The 14,837-nt window shown below is 40.6% G+C and carries 11 protein-coding genes; 3 read left to right on the top strand and 8 right to left on the bottom strand.

Annotation, left to right across the window (positions count from 1 at the left end):
- Positions 1-34 precede the first annotated feature (34 nt).
- The 4 genes from H5180_RS03710 to aceK all read right to left on the bottom strand — a co-directional run bounded on the left by H5180_RS03710 (position 35) and on the right by aceK (position 3,598).
- Positions 35-289 carry a DUF2999 family protein gene (locus tag H5180_RS03710; RefSeq protein ID WP_145233688.1) on the bottom strand — a complete coding sequence of 85 codons (255 nt, stop codon included), beginning with the start codon at positions 287-289 and terminating at the stop codon, positions 35-37.
- Between the two features lie 62 nt (positions 290-351).
- On the bottom strand, positions 352-1,314 hold the full coding sequence (locus H5180_RS03705) for a zinc-binding dehydrogenase (protein ID WP_182757694.1): 963 nt from the start codon (positions 1,312-1,314) through the stop codon (positions 352-354).
- A 21-nt stretch (positions 1,315-1,335) separates the two neighbouring features.
- Positions 1,336-1,728, bottom strand: a complete 393-nt coding sequence (locus tag H5180_RS03700; protein WP_182757693.1) for a hypothetical protein — start codon at positions 1,726-1,728, stop codon at positions 1,336-1,338.
- A gap of 82 nt (positions 1,729-1,810) precedes the next feature.
- Positions 1,811-3,598, bottom strand: a complete 1,788-nt coding sequence (gene aceK, locus H5180_RS03695; RefSeq protein ID WP_182757692.1) for a bifunctional isocitrate dehydrogenase kinase/phosphatase — start codon at positions 3,596-3,598, stop codon at positions 1,811-1,813.
- A gap of 104 nt (positions 3,599-3,702) precedes the next feature.
- On the opposite strand from aceK, the gene H5180_RS03690 reads away from it, so the two are divergent.
- Positions 3,703-4,650, top strand: a complete 948-nt coding sequence (locus tag H5180_RS03690) for a LysR family transcriptional regulator (RefSeq protein WP_145233680.1) — start codon at positions 3,703-3,705, stop codon at positions 4,648-4,650.
- A gap of 149 nt (positions 4,651-4,799) precedes the next feature.
- Positions 4,800-5,249 carry a hypothetical protein gene (locus tag H5180_RS03685; protein ID WP_149981184.1) on the top strand — a complete coding sequence of 150 codons (450 nt, stop codon included), beginning with the start codon at positions 4,800-4,802 and terminating at the stop codon, positions 5,247-5,249.
- A gap of 1 nt (position 5,250) precedes the next feature.
- Here H5180_RS03685 and icd read toward each other — a convergent pair whose 3' ends face one another.
- A complete protein-coding gene (gene icd / locus H5180_RS03680) occupies positions 5,251-6,510 on the bottom strand; it encodes an NADP-dependent isocitrate dehydrogenase (RefSeq protein WP_182757691.1) in 1,260 nt (419 codons plus the stop codon).
- 167 nt (positions 6,511-6,677) lie between these two features.
- Here icd and H5180_RS03675 point away from each other — a divergent pair, with 167 nt between their 5' ends.
- Positions 6,678-7,490, top strand: coding sequence for a hypothetical protein (locus H5180_RS03675; protein WP_182734826.1), 813 nt, complete (start codon positions 6,678-6,680; stop codon positions 7,488-7,490).
- Here the strand turns inward: H5180_RS03675 and H5180_RS03670 are convergent.
- The 3 genes from H5180_RS03670 to H5180_RS03660 form a co-directional block, all read right to left on the bottom strand.
- Positions 7,479-10,181, bottom strand: coding sequence for a 7TM diverse intracellular signaling domain-containing protein (locus tag H5180_RS03670; RefSeq protein ID WP_182757690.1), 2,703 nt, complete (start codon positions 10,179-10,181; stop codon positions 7,479-7,481). The genes H5180_RS03675 and H5180_RS03670 overlap by 12 nt on opposite strands.
- Positions 10,182-10,211: 30 nt before the next feature.
- A complete protein-coding gene (locus tag H5180_RS03665) occupies positions 10,212-12,482 on the bottom strand; it encodes a TonB-dependent receptor (protein WP_182757689.1) in 2,271 nt (756 codons plus the stop codon).
- Between the two features lie 106 nt (positions 12,483-12,588).
- A complete protein-coding gene (locus H5180_RS03660) occupies positions 12,589-14,835 on the bottom strand; it encodes an NAD(P)-binding protein (protein WP_182757688.1) in 2,247 nt (748 codons plus the stop codon).
- Positions 14,836-14,837 lie beyond the last annotated feature (2 nt).

The following is a 14,837-nucleotide window of genomic DNA, read 5'->3' as shown; positions in this document are numbered from 1 at the left end:
GAGAGTAACTAAATGTACTCTCATTGATAACTCGTTATTGGTTTTTAAACTGCTGCTTAGCTTTTTCAAGCTCACCTTCACCAATACCAAGTGAATCAGCGGCTTCTTTTATTAAATGAGGCTGGGTCATTACCAAGCCCATTAGTGCTTGTAACTTCTCTGGTGGAATACCGAGTTGCTGTACAAGTGCCATTGCCATCATTGGGTTTTGAGTAAATGCTTGAAAAAGTTCGTGTACTTTTTCATCGCTAACATTGTGCTCTTTTAATGTTGCTATAATTGGGTTCATGTTTTTGCCTTAAATCGCTTTATAGTTGCCCATAGTTATATGGGCAAATATTGGTTTTTAAACTACTGAACTAATAATACAACTTTTCCGGCATTTTCGTTTCGTTCAAGAATCGCGTGTGCCTCACCAGCGTCTTGCCAAGGCAACGTTTTATAAATATTTAAATCAAACTGTTGATTTGCTATTTCGTCATAAAATTTTGCTACAAACTCATCGCGTAGTTGGCGTTTAAACGCTTGACTGCGATTGCGCAGTGTTGAGCCATGAAATGAAATCCGCTTTTGTAACAAGAGTGCAAAATCTACTTCTGCGAAGCGACCATCTAAAAATGCCAGCATAATTATTTGGCAATCCATGGCGGCGATTGCTGCATTTTTACTTAAATAGCGCCCAGATACCGGATCAACAATCACGTTCGCCGTTAAACCATGGTTTTGCATGTAAACAACAAAATCTTCGGTTTTGTAGTTGATTACATGATCAGCACCAAGCGCTTTGGCGTGTTCGCACTTTTCATCGCTACCTGCGGTAATAACAACCGTTGCCCCAATACGTTTAGCCATTTGTATAGCTGCCCCACCCACGCCACTTGCGCCTGCATGGATCAGTGCTGTTTGCCCTGCTTGTAACTTACCAAGTTGAAATAACGCACCAAACGCGGTTAAGTATACTTCGCTGATCGCTGCACCTTGCGCCATAGTTAAATCACTTGGTAAAGCCATTAATTGTGCTGCATCGACCGCCACATATTCGCTATATGCACCGCCTGCACACAAAGTAAATACCGCTTTATTAAGCCAGCTTTGATCAACCTCGGTGCCAAGCTCAATCACTGTGCCTGCGCATTCAAGCCCTAGAATGGGGCTGTCGCCCTGTGGCGCTGGATACTTACCTTGACGTTGCATACAATCAGCGCGGTTCACGCCGATAGCAGCGACTTTAATTAACACTTCATTAGTTTTTAATTGCGGTTTAGCGGTGTCGCTTAATGTTAAATGCTGATCTTGATGAGAAATAAATTGCATTGCAGCTCCTGAATTGATGAGTTAATCGATTTTGCGCCACACTTCGGACTCGACTAACTTACCATTTTCTGTTAAAGAATGATGCCACAAATCTCCTTCAATTTTGTAATCAAAAGCCATGGTTTTGCCAAGCAACGATTCAATATTACCGTAAGCAAAAGTCTCTACAAATTGTTGGTTTTTTAAGGTGTACTGCCCGCCACCTGCATAATGAAACTGGCCATTTTTTTGGGTGATGTAATTAAAATGAGTGGCGGTTATTAGTTTAACTGAGGTCAACTCTGGCGCTTTGGCAGTCACATAACCTTGTTCAACTGCATATTTCCCTTCCACAAACTCCCAACTGCCTAATAGCGGGTTAGCTATAACCAGCGGTGAGGTGATAAATAAACTTGCTAATAATAAAGATTTCATGGTTTTCCTTGGTTTTTATTTTATGTAAGCTTACCTTTTTACACACCCAAAATTAATCAGACTTATGGGTAATAACCCCCGGCTAAAATCGCCAACTTTGTTTGTATGGATACACATCAGCCAATTGCCCAGCATTGATATCAGCTTGGCACTGCAGCCAAAAATCAGGACTAAATAAGTCTTGATGTTGCTGGCAAAAATGACTAAATGCTTGCTGATCAGCACTAAAAAACACTTTAAACTGGCTCGGGAATACATCATTTTCGGCAACATCAAAATAGCTTTCGCTGCTTAGTTCATCAAAACTATTTTCACTGCTCGGTAAGTCTCTAAAGTTACAATCCGTTAATGGGCAAATTTCATCATAATCATAAAATACCACGCGCCCCCAACGGGTCACACCAAAGTTTTTCATCAACATATCACCGGGGAAAATATTAGCCCCGGCTAACTCTTTAATCGCCTTGCCGTAATCAAGCATTACATTATTCAGTTGTTTATCGTCACATTGATTGATGTATAAATTAAGTGGTGTCATTTTGCGCTCAACGTATACATGCTTAAGCACTAAGGCTTTATTTGCAATAGCCATGCTTGAGCCGATACTCGCTCGCATATGGGTGAGCAATTCATCGCTAAAACGATTTAAATCAAATGCTAAATAGCGAAATTCATGGGTGTCGACTAAACGGCCGACTCTATCCGCTTGTTTTACAAAGTCGTATTTTGCCATCACCTGTGCTTTGGTTGATGTTTTAGGCGCGCTAAATTTATCTTTTATTACCTTATAAACATAATCTGAGCCAGCAGTGGTAAATACTAGCATCACCATGCCTGGCGTGCCGGGGGCAATAATGTACTTATCATCTATGGGACTATTGTTGGTGGTGTCGACCTTATAGCGATAAAACTCTGTTTTGGCATGTTTAATAAAGCCAATGGCATTGAATAATTCAAATCGTTGCTTATGTGGCATTAGCACTGATAAGTAATCTACATAGCGCGCGGGTTGGTCGGTATCAACCATAAAGTAGGTGCGAGCAAAGCCAAATAATAAACTCAGTTGATCTGCGCCCATCATCACCGCATCAAGCTTTAAACCGCTTTGGGTATGTAAAATAGCGACAGCAAAGGGCATGTTATCGCCATTTTTAGCAATGCAACGACCTATTAAGTAGCAGGCTTTATTTCTAAAAAACAGTGAATTAGCGTATTCAATATAGCCATCGTTTAAATTCATCAGCTCATACACTTGACGACATTGCTGCTGCGCACCTAACGCCAAAGTACGCTGCAAAATATCAACATCATGAGCTAAATCTGTAAATCCAACCCGAAAAGCTTGTCGATAAATAAGTTGCTCCACCGCCTGGCTAAAGCCATTTTGCAATGAAATACGACTTACTAAATTATCAAATGGCCGAGATTTAGCGCGGTATTTGGCTTTTAAAACAAATAAATGCACGGTGCGAATTTTTTTATCATCCCAAATCGAGCCAAAAGTTGAATTAAAAAATGTATGCGCAATCGGTTGGTTTTCATGATCTTGCACCATTTGGCCATAAATATGCTTTGCCTGCTGCCACAGTCGCGGATCGTTGAGCTCTTTAAATGCAATGACTCGCACCGCTTCACTAACATTTTTAACTTGCCTTTCATATACTTGTAAACGCTCACGCATTGCCGATTGTACACTTTGCCATTGCCGTTGCTCAAAACGACTTTGTGCACCTAAGGTAATATTTAAAAACTCAGCAAACATCGCTTCAAAGCCTGCGAATACGGCACGCGCTAATTTGGTCGCAATGACTTGCTCAATTGCGTTGTTAGTTTGAGTCGATAACGTATTTGCTGTTTTTAGCTCTAGCATATTTCTATCACTTATGATGACTATGTCTATTTAGTGGTTTACACACATTAGCAAGCACGCTTTAATTTAGATAATTAATACAGCGAATGAATAAGATTGATCAAATGAATATAAGAAATGTCGATCTCAACTTGCTTGTGTACTTAAATGTACTGATAGATGAGCGAAATGTCTCGAAAGCGGCAAATAAATTAGCATTAACCCAACCAGCAATGAGTAATGCACTAAAACGTTTACGTGATTTATTTGACGATCCGCTCCTAGTTCGTGCCGCAGGCTCTATGACTCCTACTGCAAAAGCGCTGAGTTTAAAACCTGAAATAGAAGCGCTGTTAAAAATGGCTGAGGCAATAACTCAACCCAGTGATATGTTTGATCCAACCACTGGCGAACTCACCTTTAGAATTATGGCGAATGATTATTTAGAATCAACGCTAGTCGCCCCTTTTATTACCCAGCAACTCAATAAACATCCAGGACTTAATTTTGATGTGCTTAGCCCCAGCGATGTTAGCCTGCAAGATATGGAAAAGGGCAGCATTGACTTAGCCATCAATCGCTTCAACGGCCTACCACGGTCTTTTCATCAGGCCAGTGTCTGGCGCGATAACTATTGCTGTTTAATGCATCCAGCTAACCCATACTTAAAACAGCCTGATCTAGAGCAATACTTAGCGTCAGAGCATATTTGGGTAAATCGTGCAGGCTGGGGGGCTGAAGCTGCCGTCACGAATAAATCAGGTAGCCAAAAGCTGGGATGGGTAGACGAAGCTCTTTGGCAGCTTGAACAAACCCGTCATATTCGGGTGTTTACTCGTCATTACATGGTGGCAAGTTTGCTATGCCAATCGCCACAACTGATCGCCACACTACCAAGACGACAAGCAATGCTGCTAACTAAACATACCGAGTTAGTGATTAGTCCTGTGCCGTTTCAAATTGTCCCAATTGAAGTAAAAATGCTTTGGAGCCCATTACTGCATCATGCCAGCCCACACCAATGGTTACGCCGCGAGCTGCAAGCGTTCGCTAATACGATTGCTGATCGCTAGAAAGCTCTAATTAAAATGGAGATATCTAGTTATTATTGATTAAATCAATATCAGTTATTGAAAACAACAATTTCATAAATAGTGTGCTTAGAGCTACAGTGAAGTCATACCAAATGAGTTAACCACTAACACTGAGAGACAACATTATGATGCAAACTACAGCAAGCTTCACCCAACAAGACGGATTATTTATCGACGGCCATTTACATGCGTTCATCGAACAACAACTTTGTAAGCAAACCACCCTTGAGTGTAATGATGTTTACCAAGCATTGGCGACTCTGGTTGATGAATTTGGCTGTCAATGTCGTAAAAACAAACATTTTGACAATGACAGTTTAGATGTACAAACGTTATTGCATGCGTATCAAGTTGAGCATAATCACCCGCATTGTCATGTTGATGCACAAACAACAACTGCGGTATTAGATGAATATTGCTGTCAGGTGCCAGCTATTATTGTTGTTGCTTTAATGGATACATTAAGCGGTACACCAAGCGATGAACACAATGCAAAAGCAATTTATCAACGTGCTGCAACACTGACTAATCGCCCTTGCATGTATCGTGCAAAGCTCTACAACGCCAATGCAGCGTAGTTCATGAAACTTTTAAACGCTCGATTATCCTTTGTGTAAAATCACTGCAACTGAGGATGGTCGAGTTTTGCTGCTCTGCCTGTAAATCAAAGGTCACTTCACCGGCTATAAATGTCTGTTGCAAAGCCAGCTCTAAACTGTTGGCCGCTTCGTGCCAATTCATAAACCGTAGCATCATCACCGCACTTAAAATACTACTGGTAGGATTTGCACTATTTTGTCCAGCAATACGCTCAAACGTACCATGAGTTGGTTCAAAAAAAGCCACTTCATTATTTAAATTTGCTGCGGGCATAATACCAATACCACCCACTTGTGCAGTCAACATATCTGCTAGATAATCGCCATTTTGGTTGGTTGTTACCACTACATCAAATTGCTCAGGATTCATTAACGCTTGCTGGAGCATGTTATCTGCAATCACTTCTTTAATAACTAACGGTGCCAAGCCCTCACGCGGTATTTCTAGCCAACGGCCATTACTGTGTGGTATTGCTGAGAACTCAGTTTGCGCCACGGCAAACCCCCAACGCTTAAACGCACCATCAGTAAATTTAAGTACATTGCCTTTATGCACTACCGTTACCGAGTCACTATTTTGTTCAAGCGCATACGCTATTGCATAGCGCACTAGCCGCTCTGACCCTTCTTTAGAAATATTTTTAATGCCAATACCACATTGTTGATCAAAGCGCAGACGGGTTACGCCCATTTCTTGGCATAAAAAATCCAGCATTTTTTCGGCTTCGACACTGCCAGCTTGCCATTCAATTCCAGAGTACACATCTTCAGAGCTATCGCGGATCACAACAATATTGGTATTTTCAGGCTTTTTTAACGGTGACGGTAATGCGCAATAGCCTTTAATCGGCCGCATATTTACAAACAAATCCATTTCATGACGAAGAGCAACATTGAGTGAACGAAAACCTCCGCCAATCGGCGTGGTTAAAGGCCCTTTAATCGCTATTTTAAATTGCCGAACCGCATGAATCGTCTCTTGCGGAAACCAATCCCCATCATATAGCTGCGCAGCTTTTTCACCGTTAAAGACTTCCATCCAGTGAATTTTTCGCACTCCTTGATAACATAACTGCACAGCATGGTTCACAATGTCACGCATACAAGGGGAGATATCCTGCCCTACTCCATCACCATCAATATAAGCAATGATCGGCTGCGCCGGAATATGCCACACGCCTTTATTATCAATGCTAATTTGTTCACCCTGAGGTGGGATTTCAATGTGTTGATAACCCATAACCTGCCATATTTTTATTATAAAATATCATATAAACATTAAACCATGGTTGGCAGTGAGTGTCGTGGTTTTAGCATCTATACTTATCATTCAACAATAAAATAGTGAACGGATTTTATGCTTTACTCGGTCTTCTGTGAGCAATTAAAAACCATTGAGTACCACGTATGAAACTGTTTAATCGAATTTTATTCGTTACTTGTTTAGCGAGTACATCTGTTTTCGCAGCCCAGCTTGATCCTCAAGGATTAACCGAGCTGTCAAAAAGCAAGCAGCAGATAATACTGCAATGGCTGAATTTTAGTCTTGAGCAAACTCAGGCAACTTTAGGCCCACTGCCATACTCTAATTTACCCATTTATTTACACCCTCGGTATATTGCATTTGAACCCGTGCCTTGGGGAAGTGTGCGCCGTGGTGATCCAGATGGCATAGAGTTACATTTTGATCGCTTTGCCAGTTTTACACAATTACGCGATGACTGGACCCTCTACCATGAAATGGCACACCTTTACTTACCGTTACTACCCTATTCGGGCTTCTGGTTAAGTGAAGGATTTGCAACCTATATGCAAAATATAATAATGCGTGATAGTAAAGTGATCACTAGGAAGCAATTTATACATCGACTATCTGCAGGGCTTGAACGCGGACGCCAGCAAACGCGAACAAAGCAACAGCCATTAAGTGAACTTGCCGACGATATGTGGCAACAAGGTGCACAACAAAGAGTTTATTGGAGTGGTAGCGCTTTTTTTATTGAAGCAGAGCTGGCTTTACAGCAACAAGGACAAAGCTTGACACAATTAATAAAACGCTATAACGAGTGTTGTTATAGCTCAAAAACAACAGCAAAAAAACTGATCACAACATTTGATCAGCTTTCACGCAGCGCCATTTTTTCAACCTTATATGCCCGTTATACACAGCGTACTGATTTTCCGGACATTACCCGTGAGCAGCTTATTTTACTGAGGTGAGTGACATAAAATATCATCAATTTCATCAAACACTTGATAAACTAAATGGCTATCTAACATCACGCTATCGGCTTTAAGGGCTTTGTCTAACTTGATTGCATGTTGGTACAATGTTTCGCACTCAAACATTCCAGCAGTTCCTTTTAGCATATGAACACTTTGTGCAAACCCTGTCATATCGCCATCTGTATATTGCTTGGTTATTGTTTCTCGCTGCTTTTTAAGCCCTTCTATGTACACCTGTTTAAGCACCTCAAATTCATGCTCTGGCAATTTTACATCTTCAAGCATTTCGATATCTAAATAACTAGCAATTTTATGACTAAATTCACTGCGGTCAATTGGTTTGCCTATATGATCAATAAACCCTTGTTTTAGATAGCGATCAACTTCATGCTTCATAGTATTTGCTGTAAGGGCAACAATGGGGGTCGTTAATCCTGTTGCCTGCATAATATGAATCGCTTGTTCGCCATCCATTACTGGCATTTGAATATCTAATAAAATCAAATCAAATTGATGATCTAGGGTCGCTTGCACTGCATCTTTGCCATTTTCTACCGCAGTAACCGTTAACCCCATTCGCTCTAAAATACGTTTGATCAATTCACGGTTTTCAGGATGATCTTCCGCTACCAGCACTTCACCCACGAGATTTCGCTGATCTTGACTTGGCAGCTCTTTTTCTTTGCTTATAGAGATCTCATCAAAACTATTGATCCAACGTACTCGTTCAGGCATATATAGCGCGATATTGAGGCTAAACTCACTGCCACTGCCAACATGGGAATGAACGGTGATATTACCATCTAACTTTTCGGCTAAACTTTTTGAAATATTTAAACCGAGTCCTGTACCGCCATATTTACGTGAGATCGATGAGTCAGCCTGATAAAACGGCGTGAACAAGTCTTGTTGCTCAGCCTCTGTCATCCCGATGCCGGTGTCTTTAACTTTAATGACAAGCTGCTCTTTAGTGCAACTCACCACTAATTGAATATGCCCTACCGTGGTAAATTTTAATGCATTAGCTGTTAAGTTTAACAATATTTGTCGTAATCGGGTTGGATCAGAAATAATCCAATCAGGCAGTGGGAATTGGTAATCAACTTTAAATTTAAGACCTTTATCACGAATTTGTTTGCCTAATAGCGATTCTATATGCGCAATGGTTGCAAATAAGTCAGTCTCGACTAAATCAATTTCAAGGCGATTGGCCTCTATTTTTGACATATCAAGTATGTCGTTTATGAGTCCTAAAACATGGCGGCTGTTTTGTAAAATAACCCGAATACCATGATTTCGTTCGTGAGGCTTAATATCGCCTAAAATAATACCATCTGCGTAGCCTATAATAGAGGTCATTGGCGTACGTATTTCATGACTCATATTTGCTAAAAAACGGCTCTTAGCTTCACTGGCATCAGTGAGTTCTGACGCCAATTGTTGTAACTCCTGCGTACGCAATTGCACTTTTTGCTCGAGGTTTTTAGTAAGCTCAACATTCTCATCATGTAAGATACTAAATTTATTTGCCACTGCAAACGCGAGTAACATCGCATCTAAGGCGGTGCCAATCAAACCTAATAGGTACAAATCGATTGCAATCGGCGTCAGTACACCTAAATTAGTTAAATTTCCCACCATATTAGGAATTGCCATCGCTAGGTAAGCAAAGACAAAGTATCGCGCGGGTTTAAAACCACTCATCCAACTGCGAACCCCTATGTACATGCCTAAGCATAAGGTGCACCCCGTTACTATGGTTGCCCAAATAAACCCAAAACCTGGCCACATAGCAGCGAAAGGCAAACCTGCGGTTGCCACCACAGCTAATATAATTGATGCTTTGGCTAATTGTGGAAAACTGTCTTTTAGCTTAAGCAAATTATTGAAAAATAAAATGTTAGTTAATGGTATTAAAACAAACCCTAGCCAATGAAAATGGGCATTATAAAAACCAAATAGTTGATCTGGAATATGGAAAAACTGGCTCCAGGCAAATACCCAGCATGCTGTAAATAAGGCGTAATAAAGGTGAGTTACATCTCGTGCGCCAAAATATATTAATAAGTTATACAAACCCAGCGCAATGCCTACCCCAAAGCACAACATCATCACCATATTTTCGATGGTGATCTGGGTAAAGAAGTCTGCATAGGGTTTTAATACCAGTTTAGGAGGAGTGTAAAAGTAGTCACTTTCATACTTGGTGATCAAAAAGTAACGCTTGCCTGGTGTAAGTGCTATTTTATTGCCGTAATGAAAAGCAAATTCGTTTTTTTCAATCCCCCCTGTTATGTAACGCGCGGCCTCAGATGTGGGATCGGCCATATCATATACACGTGTTTCAATACGCGATACTAAGGTGTTGTAAGGGAACAACACTAATTCAGCTAGCTGAGTCTGATTTTCAAGTTCCACAACTAACCAATAACTTCCGCCATAATATGTGGTACTTGTTTGTGGTTTTTTATTGTCAAGCCACGTCGCAATCTGAGTACTGTTATCAGGAAACCCTTCATAACTTGCCGCTAATAAGGTACCAACTTGAAACAAATTTATATCTTGTTGTTGCTCTGTATAAACAAACACACCCGCTGACTGTGTTGCTCGCACTTCGCAGACATATATTGTTAGCAAGCCTAAAAAGACTACATAGCAAAAACCTTGTATTGCTTTTAACAGCATACAATACGCCTCAGTTTAATGACAAAAAGATTAGAACTGATAACTGATATCCAAACCATAGCGGCGACCTTCCCCTTTAAAATCTTCCAACATGCCAAGGAAAGAGCTCAAATCAAACTTCAAATTACTGTACTCACTGGCAAATAAATTTTTCCCCCACAGTACAAAACCTAGGTTATCTAATTGATAACGAATATTACCATTGACTAAACTGTAACCATCTTGCATAGCATACGGATTTTGGTTTTGATCAAAATAATAGTCTGATTGATAATCCACTAGTAATTGTGTTGTTAAGGGATTACCAGCAAGCTCTAAACGATATTCTACGCCTGCACTAACATTCCACTTTGATGTAAATGGCAGCCGATTATGAGTCAAACTGTTACCCAAAGGATCAACAAATTCTTCAAATTCCGCATGGGGAATGTAACCCATCGCAAAACGCATTGAAAGTGCTTTAGTCGCTTGATAATCGAGTTCAGCTTCAAGGCCATAGATCACTGAATCACCAACGTTCTCTAATAATTGCACGGGTGGCTTTTGTGGTGAGTCTGATGGTTGGTTCATAAACACTTGCTGATCATTATAATCATAATAAAAAGCAGCCCAATTAAACCGCACACCTTGCTCAGGCCACCATGATTTAGTACCAATTTCATGCGCATTGAGACGCTCTTTGCCATAGTCAGCTAATTCGGCTTGCTCTGGGGAAGATAAAAACCCGCCATTATAACCACCACTTTTAATCCCATTTGCAAAACGGTAATAGCCATGGGTTGTATCGTTAATAAGGTAGTTCACAGCAAACTGGCCAGAAAAACCATTATCAGATTGCTCGCCTTGCACATGATAAAATGGCACTAAAACCCCTGCTAAATCACTCGGATCAACTACCATATTTAATTGTGCCACTGAGTCATAATCAAGTGACTCATAGGAATAACGTAGTCCAACACTTAGCAACCAATCTGAATTAAGTTGATAGTCTAACTGGCTGAAAGCGGCAATATTTTGCGTGTCAATTTGGTTATCATAGAAGAAGGTTGCGGTTAAGTCGGTGGCTAATATACCGCGATAATCTCTTAAAATATCGTTAATATTATCTTGTTTGATTGATTCATCTGCGTAATATAAACCACTGGTTAAAGTATGTTTGTTCCATTGCGTTTGCAAGCGTAACTCTTGGCTAAATAAGTGAGTATCTAAACCTAGATTTCCTTCGCATAATCGCGCTGGTGAGCCATCACAATTAAATGCATGATCGCGCTCTAATTGGTTATAACTACTAATCGAAATAATTTCGTTAAACTCATTTAATTGCCAATTAATATGTGCACTAAACCCTTTACCATCCGTTTTATGCGGAGAATCGTTATTAACTTTAACCGTGTAAAAGTCATCACTGGCATCATTGAAGCCAAAGTTATCATAGCAATTTGTCGAACCAGCTTCGATAGGACTACATAACTGACCTGTTAATGGATCCGCCACTACACCGATATTACCGACAGGCTGCACAATACCCTGCCAATCTTCGAGGTGCGCTTGTAACAATACCTGTACAGTATCAAACTCACTTAATAGTGATAGCCGTGCATTGGTTTGTTGCATTCCAGCGGTAGGTGATTGTGCAAAAGTATTGGTGGTTGAATAGTCATAGTCTTGATGATTTAAAGCTACACGAAACGCGCTGTTATCACTTAATTGATTGTTATACATAGCATCAATACTAAACGCGTTATTATTTGCTATACCCGCTGTTAAATACCCCGACTCGTTAAATTCAGGGCGTTTAGTGCGAATTAAAATTGCTCCGCCAGTTGAATTGCGGCCAAATAAAGTCCCCTGCGGACCACGCAAAATATCCACTTGCTCAATATCAAAGAAGTTAACGATCTGATTACTTGCAGATCCTACGGCAATGTCGTCTACATAAATAGCCACAGGCGAGGTGTTCGCCGTATTGTAGTCAACTAAACCAACCCCCCGGATATTTACCGCCGGTGGCGTACCTTCAGCCGCATTTTGGCTGATTTTTAAATTAGGCGCGAATACCGATAACTCTGTTGAATCTTTATAATGTTGATTTTTAAGGCTATCACCTTTGACCTGACTAATGGCAATACTAACATCTTCAATTGCCTGCGCGCGTTTTTGGGCGAACACCTCAATGACTTCGAGGCTTTGGCTAGAGCCACTCGAATCGTCATTTTTTGCCTGTGCAGCCACAGCAAAAACGAGGCTCGACGAGCACAGCAGCAATATATGATTTGAAAAAGGATAACGTTGGCTTTTCATTAGATGGTGAACCTTAATACCGACAATGTAAAGATATTGTAATTATTTACGATTATAGACTAATTTATTGATTAAAGTCGCCAAGTTATCCATTAATTAGCTAGTTTTACTGCGCTTCAAAGGCATTTTCACCACTGATCTGCTGCGGATACCCACACAGTGCTCGTGCTGTTTGCATTCCAGCCATAACCGCAGCTTCAACACAACCTGCATTAACACCTGTTTTGATCCAATCGCCGGTAATAAATAAATTACTAAATTGCGTGCCATCAGTTGCTAAACGATATTGACTGGAACCTGAAACCGACAGCACATAACGCTCACTTGGATCAACATTCACTCGCCAGTACTGTTGATCTAAGCGCGCTGATTCTGGCACGTCATGCTGTGTATATAAAATGGACCAATCAAAGTCATTATCGTTATAAGCTAACGGCCATAATGGCTGCATATTAGTTGTTAATAGTTGTGTTAAGTTAGTTTTTACTTGTGCTTTTGCCCGTGCAGGGAAACCATGATCACTCTGTGGTGGATACTCTTGACAAGGAAATGCACTACAAAAATAGGCAATATTCTGCGGACTATTGCTTGCAGGCCACTGCTCTTTATCAATTAAGTTTTGCATTGCAGCCCAAGTATCAAACGGTTCGCTAAAACCACTCAAAATAGGCCCTTCTTCACTTGGCGGCATATACTGCCAACCTAACTGTTGATCTGTTTTATTTAACCAAATCTGACTGGCTTGTGTAGCTACCGAAAGAACATTTTTAGCCTGAGCAGCAAAGTTGTCGTCTATTGCTAATAATTGTGGGCAAACATGCTCTAATGAAGCAACTGAGACCCCAAGGATCAGCCGGTCAAAATCATCTTTAAACTGCAGTGTTTTAGTTGGTAGTTGTGCGCCAAAATGTGCTTGGTAACAGCTGGGCCAATCACTCCAAAATGATTCTAAATTAATATTATTCTGCTTTAGTAACAGGGCCTGCTCGTGGTTTATCTGCTGATAAAGAGGCTCACTTGGCCAGCAAGCTAAGTTTTTCACATCAATTAATGGCTGATACTCTGATGAGTTATTTAAACTCACTTGCTGTTGTAATAACACAGAAGCAACACAGTTTTGGCCACTTTCATCAACCCCAGGTGTAAGTTGCTGTAGTTGATGGAAGAATTCAAAGTTAACGCCTCTTTGTTTTAATAGTTCATACAATGGCGCAAAAATAACATCGCCCATTCCCGCCTGCATTTTCCACATTACCCCACCGCGATAACACAATGCGATTCTAAGCATGGCAAGTGCAGCAACTCCAGCTTCTACATTTGGTTTTTTAAAATCACCTTGTGGGTAGGCAAATACTAAATCATAAAAACCACGCACGGGCGCAGAATCGACACTGTATTGTTTATTCGCACCATTTTTTAATAACCATTGACGAAAATCATACTTGTTAATGACCCCAAAACCATCGCGATAAACTTTATCTTTAATCAATCCAACCAGCATCGCTATCGCTAAATCGGCACAAATATAAATACGCCTCAACTCTGCATTGTCATCCAGTAACTCGGTTAACTCTTGGTTAATCCAGCGTTTTAGTTTTCTGACAATATACCAAATCACTAAACTATCTTTCTTCTCAGAAATTTGTGGCTGCAGTGTGTTGTTACTTTGCACAAAGCTATTTAATTTATCGACAAGTAAGCTAGGTGTTGAAGTGATTTCTTGATTGAGATTTTGTATATCGTTGGTAAAGGTTTGCCATGCATCACTGCCATCAGAAACCAAGGTCTGAATTTGTTGATGAAAATGGCGTAGTAGGTATTTATCTCGTGGTTTTTTTGTCGTTAATTGTGTGCGCTTAGCTTGGACTCTGGCGGCCAGTTCAAATTGTGGTATCCATTTTTTTAGCCATGCAAGGGTCATTTTTACAAAGTCCCACACGGTAATATCTAAACTCCCATTCGCAGGATTGCCAGGTAAAACAGGAAAGTCTATAGGCCACGTTTGCCACTGTTCATCAATGTGCTCCTCAAGGGCAATAAAACTATGCGGTTTAAGTGCTTGTTGCCAGGTACTCAGTGCACTCGTTGGCGGACGCTGTAGCTTGTCGTATACAGTTTCAATGGTTTTAAAACTATTAACATAGGCACCAAACCAGACATGTAAACCATGCTCTTCTATGCGCTGCCCCATAACAGCATTACGGCCACTGGCTCCTTTTCCTCCTAAACGCCAACCTTGTTGGTACACTGTAATATGTCTTTTTTGCTGCCAATTAGGTTGTTCAGTCAGGTATAAAGCAGCCGTCATTGCGGCAACACCACCGCCTATAATAACTATTTTTTCTTGCTCCATAA

Origin of the sequence: Pseudoalteromonas sp. SR41-4 (assembly GCF_014163985.1) — a bacterium.
Classification (GTDB): Bacteria; Pseudomonadota; Gammaproteobacteria; order Enterobacterales; family Alteromonadaceae; genus Pseudoalteromonas; species Pseudoalteromonas rhizosphaerae.
Note: the sequence above shows the minus strand (reverse complement) of the source record. Positions and strands in the feature narration are given on the sequence as shown.